14 protein-coding genes are annotated in these 18,005 nt (G+C 74.1%); 6 read left to right on the top strand and 8 right to left on the bottom strand.

The genetic code is table 11. The features are described 5' to 3' along the window. Positions 1–9: 9 nt before the first annotated feature. From PT931_RS21485 to PT931_RS21475, 3 genes are read right to left on the bottom strand one after another with little or no spacing between them, the layout of a single operon-like run. Positions 10–1,137, bottom strand: a complete 1,128-nt coding sequence (locus PT931_RS21485) for a glycosyltransferase family 4 protein (protein ID WP_456247549.1) — start codon at positions 1,135–1,137, stop codon at positions 10–12. After that, positions 1,118–2,095, bottom strand: coding sequence for a hypothetical protein (locus PT931_RS21480; protein ID WP_456247548.1), 978 nt, complete (start codon positions 2,093–2,095; stop codon positions 1,118–1,120). The genes PT931_RS21485 and PT931_RS21480 overlap by 20 nt, the downstream gene beginning before the upstream one ends. Further along, complete coding sequence (locus tag PT931_RS21475) at positions 2,092–3,072, bottom strand: glycosyltransferase family 2 protein (protein ID WP_456247547.1); 981 nt, start codon at positions 3,070–3,072, stop codon at positions 2,092–2,094. Before PT931_RS21475 ends, PT931_RS21480 begins: the two co-directional genes overlap by 4 nt. 175 nt (positions 3,073–3,247) lie before the next feature. Between PT931_RS21475 and PT931_RS21470 the strand changes: the two genes are divergently transcribed. Then, positions 3,248–6,661: a tetratricopeptide repeat protein gene (locus PT931_RS21470; protein ID WP_456247546.1), complete on the top strand. Its 3,414-nt coding sequence runs from the start codon at positions 3,248–3,250 to the stop codon at positions 6,659–6,661. 10 nt (positions 6,662–6,671) lie between these two features. Here the strand turns inward: PT931_RS21470 and PT931_RS21465 are convergent, their stop codons facing one another. Then, positions 6,672–7,085 (bottom strand): hypothetical protein, encoded by a 414-nt coding sequence (locus PT931_RS21465; RefSeq protein ID WP_456247545.1) that lies wholly within the window; start codon positions 7,083–7,085, stop codon positions 6,672–6,674. Between the two features lie 247 nt (positions 7,086–7,332). Here PT931_RS21465 and PT931_RS21460 point away from each other — a divergent pair, with 247 nt between their 5' ends. Next, positions 7,333–8,610: a sugar ABC transporter substrate-binding protein gene (locus PT931_RS21460; protein ID WP_456247544.1), complete on the top strand. Its 1,278-nt coding sequence runs from the start codon at positions 7,333–7,335 to the stop codon at positions 8,608–8,610. Here the strand turns inward: PT931_RS21460 and PT931_RS21455 are convergent. Further along, complete coding sequence (locus tag PT931_RS21455) at positions 8,563–11,622, bottom strand: BTAD domain-containing putative transcriptional regulator (protein WP_456247543.1); 3,060 nt, start codon at positions 11,620–11,622, stop codon at positions 8,563–8,565. The genes PT931_RS21460 and PT931_RS21455 overlap by 48 nt on opposite strands. A gap of 121 nt (positions 11,623–11,743) precedes the next feature. Continuing rightward, complete coding sequence (locus PT931_RS21450) at positions 11,744–12,817, bottom strand: LysR family transcriptional regulator (protein ID WP_456247542.1); 1,074 nt, start codon at positions 12,815–12,817, stop codon at positions 11,744–11,746. A gap of 431 nt (positions 12,818–13,248) precedes the next feature. Here PT931_RS21450 and PT931_RS21445 point away from each other — a divergent pair, with 431 nt between their 5' ends. The 4 genes from PT931_RS21445 (at position 13,249) to PT931_RS21430 (ending at position 16,528) form a co-directional block, all read left to right on the top strand. Then, positions 13,249–13,848, top strand: a complete 600-nt coding sequence (locus PT931_RS21445; RefSeq protein WP_456247541.1) for a hypothetical protein — start codon at positions 13,249–13,251, stop codon at positions 13,846–13,848. Positions 13,849–13,915: 67 nt separating this feature from the next. Then, complete coding sequence (locus tag PT931_RS21440; RefSeq protein WP_456247540.1) at positions 13,916–14,611, top strand: response regulator transcription factor; 696 nt, start codon at positions 13,916–13,918, stop codon at positions 14,609–14,611. Continuing rightward, entirely contained in the window at positions 14,608–16,089 is a 1,482-nt protein-coding gene (locus PT931_RS21435; RefSeq protein ID WP_456247539.1) for a HAMP domain-containing sensor histidine kinase, read from the top strand. Before PT931_RS21440 ends, PT931_RS21435 begins: the two co-directional genes overlap by 4 nt. A gap of 22 nt (positions 16,090–16,111) precedes the next feature. After that, positions 16,112–16,528, top strand: a complete 417-nt coding sequence (locus PT931_RS21430) for a hypothetical protein (RefSeq protein WP_456247538.1) — start codon at positions 16,112–16,114, stop codon at positions 16,526–16,528. Between the two features lie 151 nt (positions 16,529–16,679). On the opposite strand, the gene PT931_RS21425 is transcribed toward PT931_RS21430, so the two are convergent. Beyond that, positions 16,680–17,138 (bottom strand): NUDIX domain-containing protein, encoded by a 459-nt coding sequence (locus PT931_RS21425; RefSeq protein WP_456247537.1) that lies wholly within the window; start codon positions 17,136–17,138, stop codon positions 16,680–16,682. 190 nt (positions 17,139–17,328) lie between these two features. After that, complete coding sequence (locus PT931_RS21420; protein WP_456247536.1) at positions 17,329–17,982, bottom strand: NAD-dependent epimerase/dehydratase family protein; 654 nt, start codon at positions 17,980–17,982, stop codon at positions 17,329–17,331. Between the last annotated feature and the right edge of the window lie 23 nt (positions 17,983–18,005).

Below are 18,005 nucleotides of genomic sequence, written 5' to 3'. Positions count from 1 at the left end.
TCAACCCGGTCATGCGTTGCTCCTGATCTTGTCGATGAGTCGTTCGTACGCGTCGAGGCCGGCTTCGACCCCGAAGAGGGCCGTGGCCCGGTCGGACAGTTCGGCGCGCCGCTCGGGCGGGGTCGCGCGCAGGGTCTCGACGGCCGCGAGGATGGCGTCGGGGTCCCGGGGCGGGATGAGCAGGCCGAAACCCGTGAGCTGGATGGGTACCCGGCCGCCGGCCACGTCCGCCGCGATCACGGGTACGCCGGCGATCATGGCCTCGGCCTGGACGATGCCGAAGGACTCGTACAGGCTGGGCAGCGCGAACAGGTCGATCGAGGCGTAGAAGTCGTCGATCCGCCGGCCGCGGAGCAGCCCGAGGATCCGGACCCGCCCGTCGTCGCCGGCCGCCGCGCGTACCCGGTCGATGACGCTGCCGCCGGCGATGTTCTCGTAGTCCCCGGCGATCAGCAGCCGCGCGTCGGGGTCGGGGATCCGCCGGAAGGCCGTGACCAGGTACTCGATCCCCTTCTCCTCGGCCACCCGCCCCATGAACCCGATGTGCAGCCCCTCGGACTCCCGCAGCGCGGGCGCGCCGCCCCGCCGGTCCACGCTGGGCGCCGGGATCGCGTGCCAGCCGGACCTCTCCAGCGCGGGCAGGATCCGCGAGTGCCGGGCCTGGTCGTCGCTGTTCACCACGACGGCCGCCGACCGGCGCAGGGCGATCCGGGCGGACAGGTCGGTGGCGGCCGACGCGGCGGAGGAGACGATCCCCTCGGGCAGCCACAGGTCCAGGTGGTAGGTGGTGAGGATCGGGGTCCGGCCCACCAGGTGCGCGATGGCGCCGGCCTCCAGCATCGGCAGGTGCAGGTGCACGACCTCGGACTCCCGGGCGATCCGCGCCGCCAGGGTCGGGAACCCGGCGCTGATCAGACCGCGGCTGATCCCGAAGCTGACCGGGGCGCGGAACACGTCCACGCCCGCGATCACCTCGTGCCGGGGCAGGGCCGGGTCGTGCCGCTGGCAGACGACCGCCACCTTGCGGCCCCGGGCGGCGAAGCCCTCGGCGAGCAGGCGGGCGGCCTCGGTCAGGCCGCTGACGTAGGGGGCGTAGTAGTTCAGGACGACGGCGAGATCAAACCGCTTCGACGACACGGGTACTCCTTTCAGGACGGACGGCGCGGGCCCAGCCGAGCGCGACCAGCGAGGTCAGCACCTCGCACAGCACGCAGATGAGGCGGCTGGCCACGGCCGCGACTCCGGCGACGGACCACGGCACGACCGTGGCCAGGGCCGCCATGATCACGAGTTCGCGGACCCCCCACCCGTCGGGCAGGATCAGCGCGAGGCTGCCGGTGACCGTGGCCAGCGCGAACGCCCCGACCCCGACGGGCAGGCTGGCGAGCGGCTCCGCGCCGAGCAGCAGGAGCAGCGCCCACAGGTGCAGGCCCGACACCAGCCAGGAGACCGTGGCCACGACCAGGGCTTTCCGGGTACCGGGCGCGGGGGCCGGCTCCTCGCGGCGGAACAGCCGGGCGGCCCGGACGAGCGCCCAGTGCAGGATCCCCGGCCGGACCACGCAGGCCACGACCAGCGCGGCGGGCGCGAGCAGCCAGAACGCGTTCCGGCCCCCGACCGCCGGCCCGACCAGGAGCCCGACGGCCGCCCCGGTGAGGGTGGTGACGCCCAGGCTGACCACGTACGCCCCGACCATCCGGGACGGCGGGACACCGAGCCGTTTTCCCAGCTGCACATGGGTGAGCACGCCCCACACCCGGCCGGGCACGTACTTGCTGAGCTGGCCGAGGAAGAAGATCCGCGCGCCGGGTACCGGGCCGATCCGGTCGGCGAGCAGCGCCCGCCAGGAGGCCATGCCCAGCACCAGGCCGGCGATGTTCGCGGCGCACGCGGCGAGCAGCAGGGGCGCGGCCCCGGGCCGGCCGAACAGGTCGAGGACCCGGGGGCCGTCCCGGCGCAGCGCCGACCACAGCGCGTACCCGACGGCGGCGAGCACGACGGCCATCGCGAGGAGCCGGAACGCGCGGCTCCGGAGCACCGTCGAGAGCCGGGACCCGACCGCCCCGGCCCCCGGCGCGCCGACCGGGCCCGTCATGTCCGCACCGGGACCCGGCCCGGCTTCGGCGCGGCCCAGCGGACCGCCCCGACCACGGCCCCGGCGACCAGCGCGACATGGGTCAGCAGGTGCAGGACCAGGAAGTACGCCAGGAACAGTGCTCCCCTGCGGTGCGCCACGAACCGGGCGAGCCCCACGTCGGCGAGGACGAAGAGCCCGACGAGGAGGAGGGGCACCCACCACAGCGCGGTGCCGACCAGGGGCAGGGTGACCAGGGCGAGCCCGACCGCGAGTACCCCCAGGGGCTTGTTGGCCCTGAGTCCTGCCGAGCGTTGTCGGCGCGCCGCCAGGACCGTCGGCACGAGCTGCTGGGACCGGCGGAACTGCTCCCGCAGCAGCGGCCCGAGCCGGTCCTCGTCATCGTGGAACGCGACGATCCGGTCGGTGAGCAGGATCCGGTACCGGGCCGCGAGCCGCTCGCTGTACTCCAGGTCCTCCGAGTCCCGCAGCCGCTCGTCGAACGGCCCGACGGCGTCGAACACGGCACGCGGCACGGCCGCCTGGGCGAAGAACGCCGTGGCCGTCTCCCCCACGCCCCGGGCCCGCCAGAAGTGCGAGTGCAGCACCTTGTAGGCCTCCACCGGCCCGTCGTCGACGAGCGGCGTGTCGGCGAGGATGCCGTGCACGCAGCCCAGCCCGGGGTCGGCCGCGAGGAGCTCGACCGCGTTGGCCAGGGCGTCGGGGGCGAGGGCCTCGTCGGAGTCGAGGAAGAACAGCACCTCCCCGGAGCTGGCGGCCACCCCCCGGTTGCGGGCGGCCGACACGCCCTGGTTGCCGGGGCTCTCCAGCAGCGTGCACGGATAGCGGCGGATCACGTCCCGCGAGCCGTCCGTACTGCCGTCGTCCACGACGATCACCTCGGCGGGCGGGTGGCTCTGGGCGTACACCGAGTCCAGGCACAGCGCGAGGGTCTTCGCGTAGTTGTAGTTGGGGATCACCACCGAAACGGTCTTCACGCCACCCAGTGGAAGCCCCACCGCTATCGGCCCGTTATCGCGGCACTGTCGCCCATGCGTCTCCCGGCTGTCGGCGGGGGCCGGCCGGAGGTATCTAGGGTGGACGGTGCAGTGTGCGTTGCCGGCGAGAGGTGGACACCGTGGAGCGGGTGCGGCGGGTGCGGCGGGTGCGGTCGTGACGGAACCCCGGACGGTCACGATCGCCGAGCACGACCGGCTGGCCGACGGCTCCTTCACGGTGCGGGTGGGCTTCGGCGACGGCGCCGAGTACGAGGCGCGGGTCACCGATCCGGCCGGCCCCGCGGTGGAACGCGAACTGACCTGGTACTTCGAGGAGTACCTGCGCTACCCGTTCCTGGACCACGACCGCCGCGACGCCTCCGTGGCGCACCTCGCCCACTACGGCGAGGCCCTGTTCGCCCAGGTGTTCACCGGCCCCGCCCACGTCGACTTCCAGGTGCTGCGGCGCGCGGGCTTCGACGGCTGCCGCCTCGTGGTGTCGGGTTCGGCGGAGTTCCACCGGCTGCACTGGGAGGCGCTGCGCGACCCGGCGGACCGGTCCGCGCTGGCCGTCCGGCTGCCGATGGTGCGCCGGGTCCGCCGGCAACCCGCCCGGTTCGACGTGCCACCGGCCCGGCCGACCCTGAACATCCTGGTGGTGACCGCGCGCCCGGACGGGGCCCGGGACGTGGGCTACCGGACGATCTCCCGCCCGCTGCTGGACGCGCTGCGCCAGGCCCGGCTGCCGGTGACCGTGGACCTGGTGCGGCCCGGCACCTGGGCGGCGCTGCGGGACCGGCTGCGGGCGGCCACGGACGAGCACGGCACCGGCTGGTACCAGGTGGTGCACTTCGACCTGCACGGCGGGATCGGCGACCACCCGGCGATGGAGGCGGGGATGCGGGCCGGCCGGTTGCTGTTCCCGTCCGGGGCGCCGGCGCCGTTCCCGGCGAGCCGGGCGTTCCTGCACTTCGAGACGGCGGTGGAGGGCAGCGCCGAGCCCATCTCGGCGGACCAGGTCGCGGAGCTGCTCGCCGAGCACCGGGTCCCGGTGGCGGTGCTCAACGCCTGCCAGTCGGCCATGGACACCGGCGACGAGGCCAGCCTCGCCCAGCAGCTGGTCGGGGCGGGCGTGCCCGTGGCGGTCGGCATGGCGTACTCGGTGACGGTGTCGGCCGCAGAACGCGCGATGCCCGTGTTCTACGGCCGGCTCGCCGCCGGGGCCGAACCGCTCGCCGCGGTGCACGCCGCCCGGCGGGCCCTGCACGACGACCGGTCCCGCCGGGCCTACTTCGACCAGGACATCCAGCTGGAGGACTGGCTGCTGCCGGTGGCCTTCCAGCAGCAGCCGCTCCAGCTGCGGCCGGCCACGATGAGCGGACCCGAGGAGGCCTCGTTCCTGGCCCGCGAGGCGGCGATCGGCCAGGAGCCGCACACGACCTACGGTTTCGTCGGCCGGGACCTGGACATCCAGCGGGTCGAACGGCGCCTGCTCACCCCGGGCTCGCCGAACCAGCTGCTGGTCCAGGCGATGGCGGGGGCCGGGAAGTCCACCCTGCTGGCGCACCTGGGCTGGTGGTGGCAGCGCACCGGCCTCGTGCGCCGGGTGTGGCGGTTCAGCTACGAGGACCGGGCCTGGACGGGCGACCAGATCGTGCGCGCCATCGCCGGCGACCTGCTCACCCCCGCCGAGCTGGCCGACTTCGACTCCCATCCCGAGGCGGTCCGGGCCGAGCGGGTCGCCCGGAGGCTGCGGGCCGAGCCGTACCTGCTGGTGCTGGACAACGTCGAATCGGTCACGGCGGCCCCGACCGCGATCCCGCACGCGCTCACCGGGGCCGACCAGCGCCGGCTGCTCGCGTTCCTGTCGAGCCTGCGGGACGGCCGGACCCTGGTGCTCTACGGGTCCCGGGAGGCCGAGTCCTGGCTGGCCGACGGGACGTTCGCGGGGAACGTGCACCCGCTGCCCGGGCTGGACCCGCAGGCCGCGTCCGTGCTCGCCGAGCGGATCCTGAGCCGGCACGGGGCCACCAGGCACCAGGAGGACCCCGTCGAGCGGGACGCGCTCAAGACGCTGATCGCCTCGCTCGGCGGCTACCCGCTGCCCATGACCGTGGTGCTGCCCACCCTGGCCACGCTGACCCCGACCCGGGTACTCGCGGACCTGAGCGAGGGCGGGACCGACGCGGACCCGGTGGGGCTGATCGGCCGGGCGGTCGAGTACAGCCACGGCAAGCTCGACCCTGCCGTGCAGAGGGCCCTGCTCCTCCTCGCGCCGTTCACCGGCACGGTGCCGACCGGCGAGCTGCTGCGCGAGTACCACAGGTTCCTCGCTGCCGACGGGGACGCGGGGGTTCCGGCGCTCACCGACCTCGAGACGGCCGTCGCCGAACTCGTCCGGGTCGGCCTCGCCACTCCCGCCCTCCGGATGAACGCGCTGGCGGTGCAGGTCGTTCCGGTCCTGCCCTACTTCCTGCGGACCCGGCTGGAGCACGACCCCGCCCTCCGTGAGGCCGCGACCCACGCGCACTACCGGTTCATGGTCGCCCTGGCCAACCTGGTGGACAGTCTGATCTCCCGGCAGGTCGCCGAGGAGCGGGCCCCGGGGGCCGGACTGGCACACCTGTTCTACCCGAACCTGACCTCCGCCGCCGCGCACGCGATGCGTACCGGCCAGCCGGCCAACGTGATCGTCAAGGCGGTGGCCGGCTACCTGAACGAGGCCGAGCGACCGGAGGCACGGCGGCGGTTCCTGGAGGACGCGATCGCCAGCTGTCCCGAGCCGACCACCGACCAGCAGCGGTTCGAGCTCTACGATCTGCACAACCTCGCGGGCAGCACCGCCATCCTCCAGCACCGCCTCCGCGACGCCGAAGCCCATTTCCGCGCCGAACTCGCCCTCAAACAGGCCGTCGGCGACCGGTCCACCTACGCCAACACGTACGGCCGACTCGCGCAGATCGCGTTCGAGGAAGGGCACCTGGACGACGCCGAACGGTACACGGCCGAGTCGCTGGAGCTCTATCTGGAGTTCGGCGACCGGTTCGGGACGACGGTCGCCCGACACAGGCTCGGTGCGATCGCGCAGCTCCGCGGCCAGTTGGACGAGGCCGAGGAGCACTACCGCCACGCGTTGGCGACCCTCCTGGACCTCGGCGACCACCGGACCATCGCCCACAGTTACGCCCAGCTCGGCGAGTTGGCCAACCTCCGGGAGAGGTTCGACGAGGCCGAGGAGCACTATCACCGGGCACTGGAGATCGACATCGCCCAGGGCGACTGGCGCAACGCCGCGACCACCTACAGCCAGCTCGGCAACATGCTCGCGGACCTGGAAAGGTTCGACGACGCCGAGCAGCGGTACCGGCGTTCGTTGGAGATCCGCCTGACCCTCGGGGACACCTACGGAGCCGGCAAGTCGTACCACAACCTCGCACTGGTCGCGCACCAGCGGGGTCGGGTGGACGAGGCCCGCCGCCTGTTCGGCCAGGCGATCGACATCCTGACGGAGTTCGGCGACACCTCGAACCTGGACATCGTCCGGGGGAACCTCGCCCTCCTCGAGGCGGAATCCGACCCGGACGGCTGACCGGCGCCGCTCAGGGCGGAGCCGGGGGGCCACCGGGCACACCGGCGACGGCGGCCGTCCCCGGTCGGCCGGGCCCCGCCGACCCCGGCTCCGTCGGGCACGTCACCAGCACCGCCCCCGGCAGCAGCCAGGTCCGGCACAGGGGCACCGGGGCGGCCAGCAGGACCAGGTCCGCGCCGAGGACCGCCTCGCGCGGGTGGCCCGCGACGCACAGCCCGACCCCCCGGCACCGGAACACGTCGAGGAGCGCCGGGGGCGGCGTACCCGGCGGGGGATCGAACCACGCGACGTGCGTGACGGACGGCAGGCCCCTGACCAGCGCACGGAGCAGGGTCGACCGCGCCGGGCCGAGGACGCCGACCGTGTGCACGCCCGGCGGCAGCAGCGCGCGGGCGGCCGCGACGAGGGACCACGCGTCGGGCATGGGTGAGACCTCCGGGTACGCGGCGGGACGGTGCGGCCATCCGCCGGCTCCCGGAACTCGCGACCCTCCCAGTGACCCGTATCAATCCGCTATCGCCGGGCCATCGCGGCCCGCGAAAGCCGGACGATAGTGAGCCGATGGTCCCGGGTTGTGCACTGTGTCCGATCAGTTGGGACGACACACAGGGAGTACCGATGTTCCGCGATGAGACGCACTGGGGCAGCGCGCCGATGCTGCGGGGCCGGCGGTGAGGCGCCGCGCGCTGCTGGCCGCCGGGCTGGCCGCGACCCTGCTGGGGGTCGCGGCCTGCGGCGACGCGGGGTCCGGCGAGGCCACGGCCAGCGGGGGCACGCTGAAGGTCTGGTTCATGGAGGACTCCGTCCCGGACAAGATCATGAAGGACCTGAACGAGGAGTTCGGGAAGAAGCACGGCGTGAAGGTCAAGTACGAGATGCAGTACTGGACCGGGATCCAGCAGAAGCTCACGAAGTCGTTCGCGGACGGCACCGGGCCGGACGTGTTCGAGACGGGCAACACCCAGAACGCCGCGTTCGCCAAGGCCGGGGCCCTGTCGGACCTGACCGACAAGGTGGCCGACCTCGGCGGGCAGGACTGGCTGCCGGGGCTCGCGGAGTCCGGGAAGTGGGACGGCAGGCAGTACGGGGTGCCGTTCTACGCGTCCAACCGGGTCGTCGTGTACCGCAAGGACATGTTCGAGAAGGCCGGCGTGACCCCGCCGAAGACCCAGGACGAGTGGCTGGCGGTCGCGAAGAAGCTCCAGGACACGTTCGCGGCGGGCGACCCGAACTTCCAGCCCCTGCTGCTGCCCGGCTCCTACTGGTTCGCGCTGGCCGGCTTCGTGTGGGACCAGGGGGGCGAGCTGGCCGTCCGGGACTCCGGCGGCGCGTGGAAGGGTTCGCTGGACACCCCGCAGGCCAAGGCCGGCATGAAGTACTACCAGGATCTCTTCAGGTACTCCAAGCTCGCGCCCGACAGCACCGAGGACCACCCGCGCAGCTCCGACGTGTTCGCGCAGGGGAAGACGGCGATGATGCTGTCCCTCCCCCTGTACTACAAGGAGTCCATCGCGGCCGACCCGTCCCTGGACGGCAAGCTCGGCGTCTTCCCCATCCCGGGCCGCACCGCCGAGCGGACCAGTTCCGTGTTCGTCGGCGGCTCGAACGTCGCCGTGCCGAAGAGCTCGAAGAACCAGGCCCTGGCCTACGAGTACGTGAAGCTGATGACCGGCGAGAAGTGGCAGACCCGGCTCGTGCAGTCCGCCGGCAACTGGTACGTGCCCAACAAGCTGGCGCTCGGCGCGGCCGTGGCCAACGACCCGGTGATGAACATCGTGGTGGCCGCCGCCAAGCTCGGCAAGGTGCCGCCGACCGACCCGCGCTGGGCGGCCGTGGAGGAGGAGCCGCAGATCATCCGGCAGTACATGATCGGGGTACTGAAGGGCGGGGACCTCGACGCGCTAGCGGCGGAGGCGAGCGCGGAGATCACCCGGCGGATGAAGGAGTAGCGGTCGCGGCGGGGCGGGGCGTCTCCCCAACCGGGACCGCACCCGCTCCGCCTCCGCCGAGTCCACCCCGGACAGCAGCTCCATCACCTCGTCGTAGCTGCGCTCCGAGGAGGCCAGGTCGCCCGCTCCCGCGTACACCTCGCCGAGGGACAGCAGACTGCGGGCCTCCCAGATCACCGCCGGGATCGCCCGGAACAGGTCTCTGGCCTCCGCCAGGCGCTCGATGGCCGGCTCGTGCCGGAACTGCCGGGCCTCCAGCTCGCCGAGCGCGTGCAGCACCCGGCCCACGATCAGCCGCTCGTCCACGGCCTCCGCGATCAGCCTGGCCTGGGACAGCGACGCCTCGGCCTGCTCGTACCGGCCCTCGCGGCTGCGGACCATGCCCAGCCCGTACAGCGCGTACGCCTCGCCGACCCGGTCGCCGGCGTGCCGGACGATCCGCAGTACCCAGTGGAAGTCCTGCGCGGCCCGGTCCAGGTCGCCGAGGAACAGGGCCACCTCCCCGAGCCGGTGCCGCACCTGGGCCTCGACCCGGCGGCTGCCCACGTCCCGGCAGATCGCCAGGGACTCCTCCAGCAGGTCGCGGGCCGCCTCGGGCTCCCCCGCGTCGAGTCTGAGGCCGGCCATGTTGCTCAGGACGTGCGCCTGCCCGATCAGGTCCCCGGCGGCCCGCAGCCCGGTCAGCGCGTCGGCGTACCGGGCCCGCGCGGACTCCGGCCGGCTGAGCATCCGGTCCAGGTACGCCAGGTTCCGCAGCACGAGCGCCCTGCCGTGCCCGTCGCCGCACTCCTCGAACGTGCGCAGCGCCCCGCCGATCAGGGTGTCCGCGTCGGCGAAGTTGCGCTGGTAGACGTGCAGCGCGCCCAGGGTGTGCAGCATCGCCGCCGCCCCGCGCCGGTCCCCGACCAGCCGGCACGCGGCCAGCGCGCTCTCCGCGCAGTCCCGCCAGTCGTCGAAGTAGCTCTTCGCCTCGAACAGGGTCACCGAGGTCATCGCCAGGTCCCAGGCCAGGTCCGCCCAGCCGTGCGCGCAGGACTGCCGGATCGCGCACACCAGCCCGGCCCGTTCGGAGTCGAACCAGGCCACCGGGTCCACCAGCAGGTCGTCCATCGTGGCCGCCGGCAGCGACCAGCGCGGGGCGGGGCCGTGCAGGACCGTGTAGTCCCCGCCGTACTCGCGGCGGTGCGCGCTCTCGGCCAGGCCCAGCCAGGCGCCGAACGCCCGGCCCAGCACCTCGGGCACGGACTCCTCGGCGAGGGCGCGCTCGCGGGCGAAGACCCGGATCAGGTCGTGGAACCGGTACCGCGCCCCGCCCACCACCTCCAGCAGCTGCGCGTCCACGAGCAGTTCGAGCAGGTCCTCGGCCTCCTCGACCCCGGTGTCCAGCAGGGCCGCGCCGACCCAGCCGGCGACGTCCGGGGCGTCGAGCAGGGCCAGCCGGCGCAGCAGCCGCTGGGCCGGGGGCGCCAGGCCCTCGTAGCTCAGCGAGATGCTGGCCCGGATGCCCAGGCTGCCGTGTTCCAGCTCGTCGAGCCGGCGGGTCTCGTCCCGGAGCCGGTCGAGGAGCCGGCTGATCCGCCAGTGCGGCCGGGACGCCAGGCGCGCGCCGGCGATCCGCAGCGCCAGGGGCAGGCCGCCGCACAGGTCGACCAGGGCCTCGGCGGCGCGCGGCTCGGCCGACACCCGCTCGGGGCCGACGATCCGGGCCAGCAGGCCGAGCGCGGTGTCCCGGTCGAGCACCCCGAGGGCGAGGTGCCGCGCGCCGGCCAGCCCGGACAGCCGGCCCCGGGCGGTGACGACCACGGCGGCGCCCGCCGAGCCCGGCAGCAGCGGACGGACCTGCTCCTCGGTGGCCGCGTCGTCGAGCACGATCAGCATCCGGCGGCCGGCGACCCGGGTCCGGTACAGCTCGGCGCGTTCGGCCAGGCCGTCCGGGATCGCGGTGCCGGCCACCCCGAGGGCGCGCAGGAACCGGGCCAGGATCTCGGCCGGCCCGACGGGCGGGGAGCACACGCCGCGCAGGTCGGCGTACAGCTGGCCGTCGGGGAAGTCCGCGCTGGCCCGGTGCGCGAGGTGCACGGCGAGCGCGGACTTGCCGACCCCGCCGGGACCGGTGATCGCGAGGACGGGCACGGCGGGCGCGTCGGCCCCGGACAGCACGTCGGCGGCCAGGGCGGCGCTGCGGCTGCGGCCCACGAAGTCGGCGGTGTCGGAGGGCAGCTGGCGCGGCGTCCCGGCCGGCGCGGTCACGACGGCCCGCGGGGCGCTCGGCGGGTCGAGGGCCGGGTCGGCGGACAGCACGGCGTGTTCGAGCCGGCGCAGCTCCTCGCCGGGTTCGATGCCGAGCTCCTCGACGAAGACGGCCCGGGCCCGGCGGAAGGCCTCCAGGGCCTCGGCGGGGCGGCCGGTGCGGTACAGCGCGGTCATCAGGTGCGCGTGCGGCCGTTCGCGGAGCGGGTGCGCGGCGACCAGCTCGAACAGCTCCCCCACCAGCTCGTCGTGCCGGCCGAGGGCCAGGTCGAGCCGGATCCGCTCCTCGGTCGCGGTCAGCCGGCTCTCCTCCAGCCGGGTGGTGGCGGTGCGCAGCAGCCGGCCGTCGACCCCGGCGAGCGCGGGGCCCCGCCACAGGGCCAGGCCCTCGCGGAGCTGGTCGGCGGCCTCGGCCAGCCGGTCGGCGTCGGCGAGCAGCCGGGCGGCGGTCAGGCGTTCCTCGAAGACGTGCGCGTCGAGCTGCCGGTCGCCGACGGCGAGCAGGTAGCCGGGCGGCCGGGTGCCGATCGCGTCGGGGACGCCGAGGGCGCGGCGCAGCGCGGACACGCAGATCTGGACCTGGCCCCGGGCGGTGGACGGCGGGCTCTCGTCCCAGACGGCGTCCACGAGCCGGTCGACGGGCACGACCCGGTTGGCCTCCAGCGCCAGCATGGCCAGGATGATCTGCGGACGGCGGCCGCCGAGTGGCACCGGCTCGCCCCCGACCAGGACTTCCAGCGGTCCCAGGACGCGAACCTGCACGTGCTTCCCCCCGCTCCCCCGAACTTCACGGACCTGGGGGTACGAAACACCCACCACCATGATCCATAACGCGTAGCCTAACCAACCGGCGCTAGGCCGCATAGCCCCCAGTTAAGTTTGTTCAAAGAACCGCTGGTGGGACCCTGAACGGCTCCCCGGACAGCCCGACCTCGCCGCTCCCGTCGACGGCGCGCACCGCCTCGCGGAGCGCCTCCACCACCCGGAGCACCTCGGGCTCCCGGCTGCGGGTGGTCGTGACGAACACATCGAGGGTCAACAGGTGGTCCGCCCCGGCGTCGTCGCGGTGGTACAGCGGCACCCAGCGGAACTTGTCCGCGTTCAGCCCGGCGAACTCCCGCCCGCGCTTGTAGGCGAGCGCCACGTCGGACGGCACCACCACGACCCTGCTCGGCCGGCCCGGCCGGTGGTGCTCGTTGCGGATCCGCATCACGCTCGTGGCGCTCTCGTACGTCTCGCTCAGCACCCGCACCCTCGGCCCCGGATCCGCGATGCCCCACCGCCGGATGCTCTCCTCCAGTAGCCGGCGGGACCGCATGTCCCGGGGCGGGGCGAGCATCTGGTGCTCGTTGACCAGCTCGGTGACCGTCATCGCGTCCCCGTCGTAGTCCGCCGGGACCATCGCCTCCAGCTGCGCGGTGTACAGCCGGACCGACGCGCAGACCGGGTCGCGGACGTCCGGGCCGATGATCCACGCGTACCGCCGTTCGCGGAGCCGGCTCAGCGCGTTCTCGTGGAAGCCCGCGTCGCCCCGGCTCGCCTGGTCGAGGTAGACCACCCGCACCCCGGGGCCGCCCCGCTCGAGCAGCAGGTCCTCGGCCCGGGCCACGAAGCCCGTGTGGTGCGGCAGGCAGGCCAGGGTGCGCGGGCCGCCGGTCGCGGACTCCCCACCCCGCATCACCTGGTACTCCGCGAGCACGCTCCGGGCCGAGTCCAGGAACCGCTGGCCGGGCCCGGTCGGGTACAGCCGCCGCTTCGGGCCCTCCCGGGTCAGCAGGCGCTCGCCGTACCACTCCTCGATCTTGGCCACGGTGCGGCTGATCGTCTGGCGCTGCACGGGCCGGCCGGTCTCCCGGCGCAGCTCGTCCGCGGCCTTCATGAATCCCTGGTGCTCGGCGACGGCGATGAACTGCCGGCACTCCCACTCGTCGGGTGCGCTGTCGTCACGGGTGCCCACGGACGCAGCGTAGGCGCGGGGATCCGGTCACCAACAGTGGTCGTCCAGAAGGCGACAAGATTCGCGTCCCCACTGGACCTTGGACTATAGGTGTGTGATTTAGGTCACCGAGAGCAAAAATCCTCACGCTGCGTGAGGACGAGTGTCCACTGTGCGCGCTGCCGAACGACAGGTTGACTGACCGTGAACGCCCGCTACGCCGAGCGCATCGTCAAGGCACCTAACAGTTCCCCAGGGACGGGGGGCGCACATATCCGAAACGACGCGGAGCTGTTACACAGAATCCCCCGGCGGAACCGGGAGTGGTCGGGTCCGATGCAGACGGACCCGACCACGGAAAGACCACGGAGCCCAACGGAGGAGCCCCGATGTCCCACCACAAACCTACGCCGCCCACCGAGTGGCACCTAGCCCTGCCCGTGAGATTCGGCATGGACAAGGGTTCCGGAAGGGTCAGCCTCGCGGTGAACCGGTCGAGCCTGCACGCCCTGATGTACTTCGCCGCCCTCGCGCACGCGGCGTTCGGCTACCTCCCCGAGCACCACCCCGGGGCCGGCCCCGCCACCGTGACCGCCGTCTACGGCGGCTGCGCGGTCCTCGCCCTGGCCTCGGCGACCGTGGTCAACCGGCTGACGGCGGGCGACCGGCGGTCCCGGAACGCCGACAGGCGCGACACCCAGGGGCCGGACGACCAGGGGTCCCCCGGCTGGCGGGAGCCGGGCACGGCGCGGGAACTCCCCGCCTGGCGGGAGCCCGGCGCGGCGCGGGAGGCCCCCGCCTGGCGGGAGCCCGGCCCCGACCGGGCGGCACTCCGACCCCCGGCCGGCCCCGCCGCGACAGCGGCCTTCCCCGACCTTCCCCCGAACCCCGACCCCAGCCCCGAGGGCGCCGTCGCGCTCGCCGTCCGGCTGATGACCGAGGCCGAGGACGTCGCCCGGCACGCCGACCCGGCCGGCCTGCGCTACCTCGCGCACCGGGCCGGCAAACTGTCCGGCAACCTGGACTACGCGGCCCGGGCCGGAACTTCTTAGCCGGCTCCTACGATTCTCTTAGACACCGCACGGCTCGTGCGGCGATGCTGGGAGCGGGGGTGGGCCGGTGCGGATTCTGGTGGTCGACGACGACGCGGCGGTCCGCGACTCGTTGTCACGCAGCCTGCGCTTCGAGGGGTACGAGGTCACCACCGCCGAGGACGGCAGCCGCGCCCTGGAGCTGGTCCGGGGCGGCGAACCCGACGCGGTGGTGCTCGACGTGATGATGCCCCGCCTGGACGGCCTGGAGACGTGCCGGACCCTGCGCGCCGAGGGCCTGCTGCTCCCCGTGCTGATGCTCACCGCCCGGCACAGCGTCGGCGACCGGGTCGCCGGGCTCGACGCCGGGGCCGACGACTACCTGGTCAAGCCGTTCGCGCTCCAGGAACTGCTGGCCCGGCTCCGGGCGCTGCTCCGCCGCACCCTGCACGTCGGGGCCGTGCCGGACACCGGCGAGGGCGAGCTGCGGTTCGCGGGGCTGACCCTGGACCCGGCCACCCGGGAGGTGCGCCGGGCGGGCCGGCTGGTCCGGCTGACCCGGACGGAGTTCTCGATCCTGGAGGCGTTCCTGCGCCACCCCCGCCAGGTGCTGACCCGCCAGGCCCTGTTCGAGCAGGTCTGGGGGTACGACTTCGGCGAGTCCTCCAACAGCCTGCACGTCTACCTGGGTTACCTGCGCCGCAAACTCGAGTCCGAGGGCGAGCCCCGCCTGCTGCACACGGTCCGCGGCGTCGGGTACGTGCTCCGGGAGCAGCCGCTGTGAACCGGTGGCGCCGCCTCACCCTGCGGTCCCGGCTGTCCCTGCTGGCCGCCGCGGCGGTGGCCGTGGCCGTCGTCGGGGTCAGCGTGCTGTCCTGGCTCGTGGTCCGCACCGAGCTGTACCGGCAGCTCGACGGCCAGCTGGAGACCGACGCGCGCACCATCGCCGCCCAGCCCGAACGGTGGCGCGACACCGTCCAGCCGCCGAGGATCCCGGACAGCGACGACGACGAACACCGGCCCGGCCGCGGACCCCGGCAGTTCCACCAGCAGGACTTCGGCCCGCGCTGGCAGCTCCTCGACCCCGCCGGCGTCCCGTACGGCGCGGGGACCGGGGTCGGGGTGCGGCCCGTGCTGCCGGTGACCGAGGGCGCCCGGCGGGTCGCGGTGGCCGGCCTGCCCCAGCACCGCGAGAGGGTCGGCATCGGCTGGGACAGCTACCGGATGCTCACCGTCCGGCTGCCCGGCGGCGGGGCGGTCCAGGTGGCCCAGGCGACCGAACCGGTGAACCGCACCCTCGGCCAGCTGGGCGCGCTGCTCGCCGTCGGCAGCCTCGCGGGGGTTGCCGGTGCCGGGTTGCTCGGCCGCAGCGTGGCCCGCGCCGGGCTGGCCCCCGTCGAGCGGCTGACCCGCGCCGTGGAGCACGTGGCGGTCACCAAGGACCTCCAGGCCGCGATCCCCGTCGACGGCGAGGACGAGGTGGCCCGCCTCGCCCGGTCGTTCAACGCGATGCTCGGCGCGCTGGACGCGTCCCGGACCGCCCAACGGATGCTCGTCGAGGACGCCGGGCACGAGCTGCGCACCCCGCTGACCAGCCTGCGTACCAATATCGAACTGCTGGTCCGCGCCGAGGCCACCCCGGGCCGCACCCTGTCGGCCGACGACCGGTCCCGGCTGCTGCGCGACCTGGAGGTGCAGGTCGTCGAGCTGACCCAGCTGACCAACGAACTGGTGGAGCTGGCACGGGAGGACCCGGGACCCGTACCCGTCGAGGCGGTGGATCTCTCCGAGGTCGTGGCCGCCGCCGTCGAACGGGTCCGGGCCCGGGGCACGGGGGTCGTCTTCGCCACCCGCCTGGAGCCGGTGACCGTCGCCGGGCGGCCGGCCGCGCTGGAGCGCATGGTGCTGAACCTCCTGGACAACGCGGCGAAGTGGAGCCCGCCGGGGGCCACTGTGGACGTCCGGCTCGCGGGGGCGGCCGGAACGGCGACCCTGACCGTCGCGGACGCCGGGCCCGGGATCGACCGGGAGGACCTGCCCCGGGTGTTCGAACGGTTCTACCGGGCCCTGGCGGCGCGGTCGATGCCCGGCTCCGGCCTGGGTTTGGCGATCGTCGCGCAGACCGTCGAGCAGCACGGCGGGACGGTCGCGGCAGGGCGGGCGGCCACGGGCGGGGCGCTGCTGACCGTGACCCTGCCGACGGCCGCACCCGGCGGCCCGGACTCATCGGATTTTCTTAGAGAGCCCGGCGGCCACCCTTAGGGAACGCCGTCAGGGTGGGAACATGACCACAGAGCCCGAGAACCAGCCCACCACGCAGCTGCCCGCCGCGGCGGCCGAGCCCGCACCGGTGGCCGAGTCCCCCGCTCCGCCGGCGCCCCCGGCGCCCCCGGTCGCGCCGGCACCCGCCGCTCCCCGCCGCCGGCCCTCCGGCAAGGTGATCGGCGCCCTGATCGGCGCGTTCCTGCTCGGCGCGTGCCTGTGCGGGGCGGCCGGCCTGGCCGTCGGCGCGGCGGTCGGCCACCACGGCGGACCCGACCGCCCCGGCGTCAGCCGGTTCGACGACGACCGCCGGGACTCGCACCGGGAGGAGCGGCGCGACGAGCGGCGCGGCCACGTCCAGCCCGGTCGGCCCGGCGACGGGCCGGCCTTCCCGGCCCCCAACCGTCCGGCGTCGCCCGCCCCGTCACCGACGTCCTGACGGGCGAGCGGGGGCCGGCCCACCCGGGCTGGTCCCCGCACGTCGCCCGGGATCAGGTCGCCCGCTCCCGCGACCAGCGCCGACCGCGCCCATCCGGAGCCGGCGACGCCTCGGCAGTCGCCACGCCTCGGCAGTCGCCACGCCTCGGGAGTCAGAGCCGGGCCAGGCGGTCCAGGAACTCCCGCTGGGCGGCGACGATCCGGGTCCGGGCGTCGGCCACCCCGAACCACGCGACCCGGTCGAGCTCCGGGAACTCCCGCAGGGTCCCGGACCCCTTCGGCCACTCCATCGTGAACGTCCCCGGCACCACGTCCGCCGGGTCCAGGTCCGCCTCGACGGCCCACACGGTCACGATCTTGCCGTTGGCCTGCCGGACCTCGCCCAGCGCGACGAGGTCCCCCTCGGGGACGGGCAGCCCCAGCTCCTCGCGGAACTCGCGCCGGGCGGCGTCGACCGCCTCCTCCTCCGGGGTGTACTCCCCCTTCGGCACCGACCACGCGCCCTCGTCCTTGCGGGCCCAGAACGGGCCGCCCATGTGCCCGAGCAGGACCTCGACGTCGTCGCCGGCCCGCCGGTACACCAGAATTCCCGCGCTTCGCCTGTCAGCCACGCCCTGATTGTGCCGGCCCTGCGGGCGGGGTGGCGTCTGACCCCTGAGACGCCACCCCCGGCCGGGCGAGGTCGCCGCGCTCATCGCAGCCCCTCAACCACGACGGCGTCCGGGCGACCTCAGGGTTGTGCTGCAACACAACCATTACTTATTTTATCCAACTAATTCATCTTGTAAACACCCAATTCAGTCATTGCCGGAAGTCGACACTCTCCAGCACCCGGCGCGGATACCCGTCCCGGGCCAGCCCGAGCATCGCCCCGGCCAGCTCCTCCGTCGTCGTCACGTACCTCGGCGCGACCGCGCGGAGCAGCCAGAACAGCGGCCTCGCGACCACGTACGCCAGCCGGTACCACCGGGTCTTCGAGCGCTCGCCGTGCACCGGCTGGATGGCGGCCGGCCGGACCGCGTACCCGTTCGGGAACAGGTCGAGGACCGCGTTCTCCGTGCGGCCCTTCACCCGGGCCCACATCGACCGGCCGCGCTCCGTGGAGTCGGTGCCCGCGCCGGAGACGTAGACGAACGTCAGGTCGGGGTTCAGCCGGGCCAGCGGGCGGGCGGCGGCCATCGTCAGGTCGTAGGTGACCCGGGTGTACTCCGCCTCGTTCAGCCCCGCCGACGTGACGCCCAGGCAGAAGAAGCACGCGTCGTACCCGGCGAGCTGGTCCGCCACCCCCGACAGGTCCGTCAGGTCCGGCTGGAGGAGCTCACGGAGCTTGGGATCGTGCCGGCCGGTCGGGGTGCGCCCCACGACCAGCACGGACTCCACGTCGTCGGCGAGCAGGCACGCGCGGAGCACGCCCTGGCCGACCATGCCGGTGGCGCCGAACAGAATGATCTTCACCGTCAACAAGTACCAGACAAGGT

Source organism: Longispora urticae (assembly GCF_053902585.1).
The sequence above is the reverse complement of the archived record's forward strand: the minus strand, read 5'-3'. Positions and strand labels throughout refer to the sequence as shown.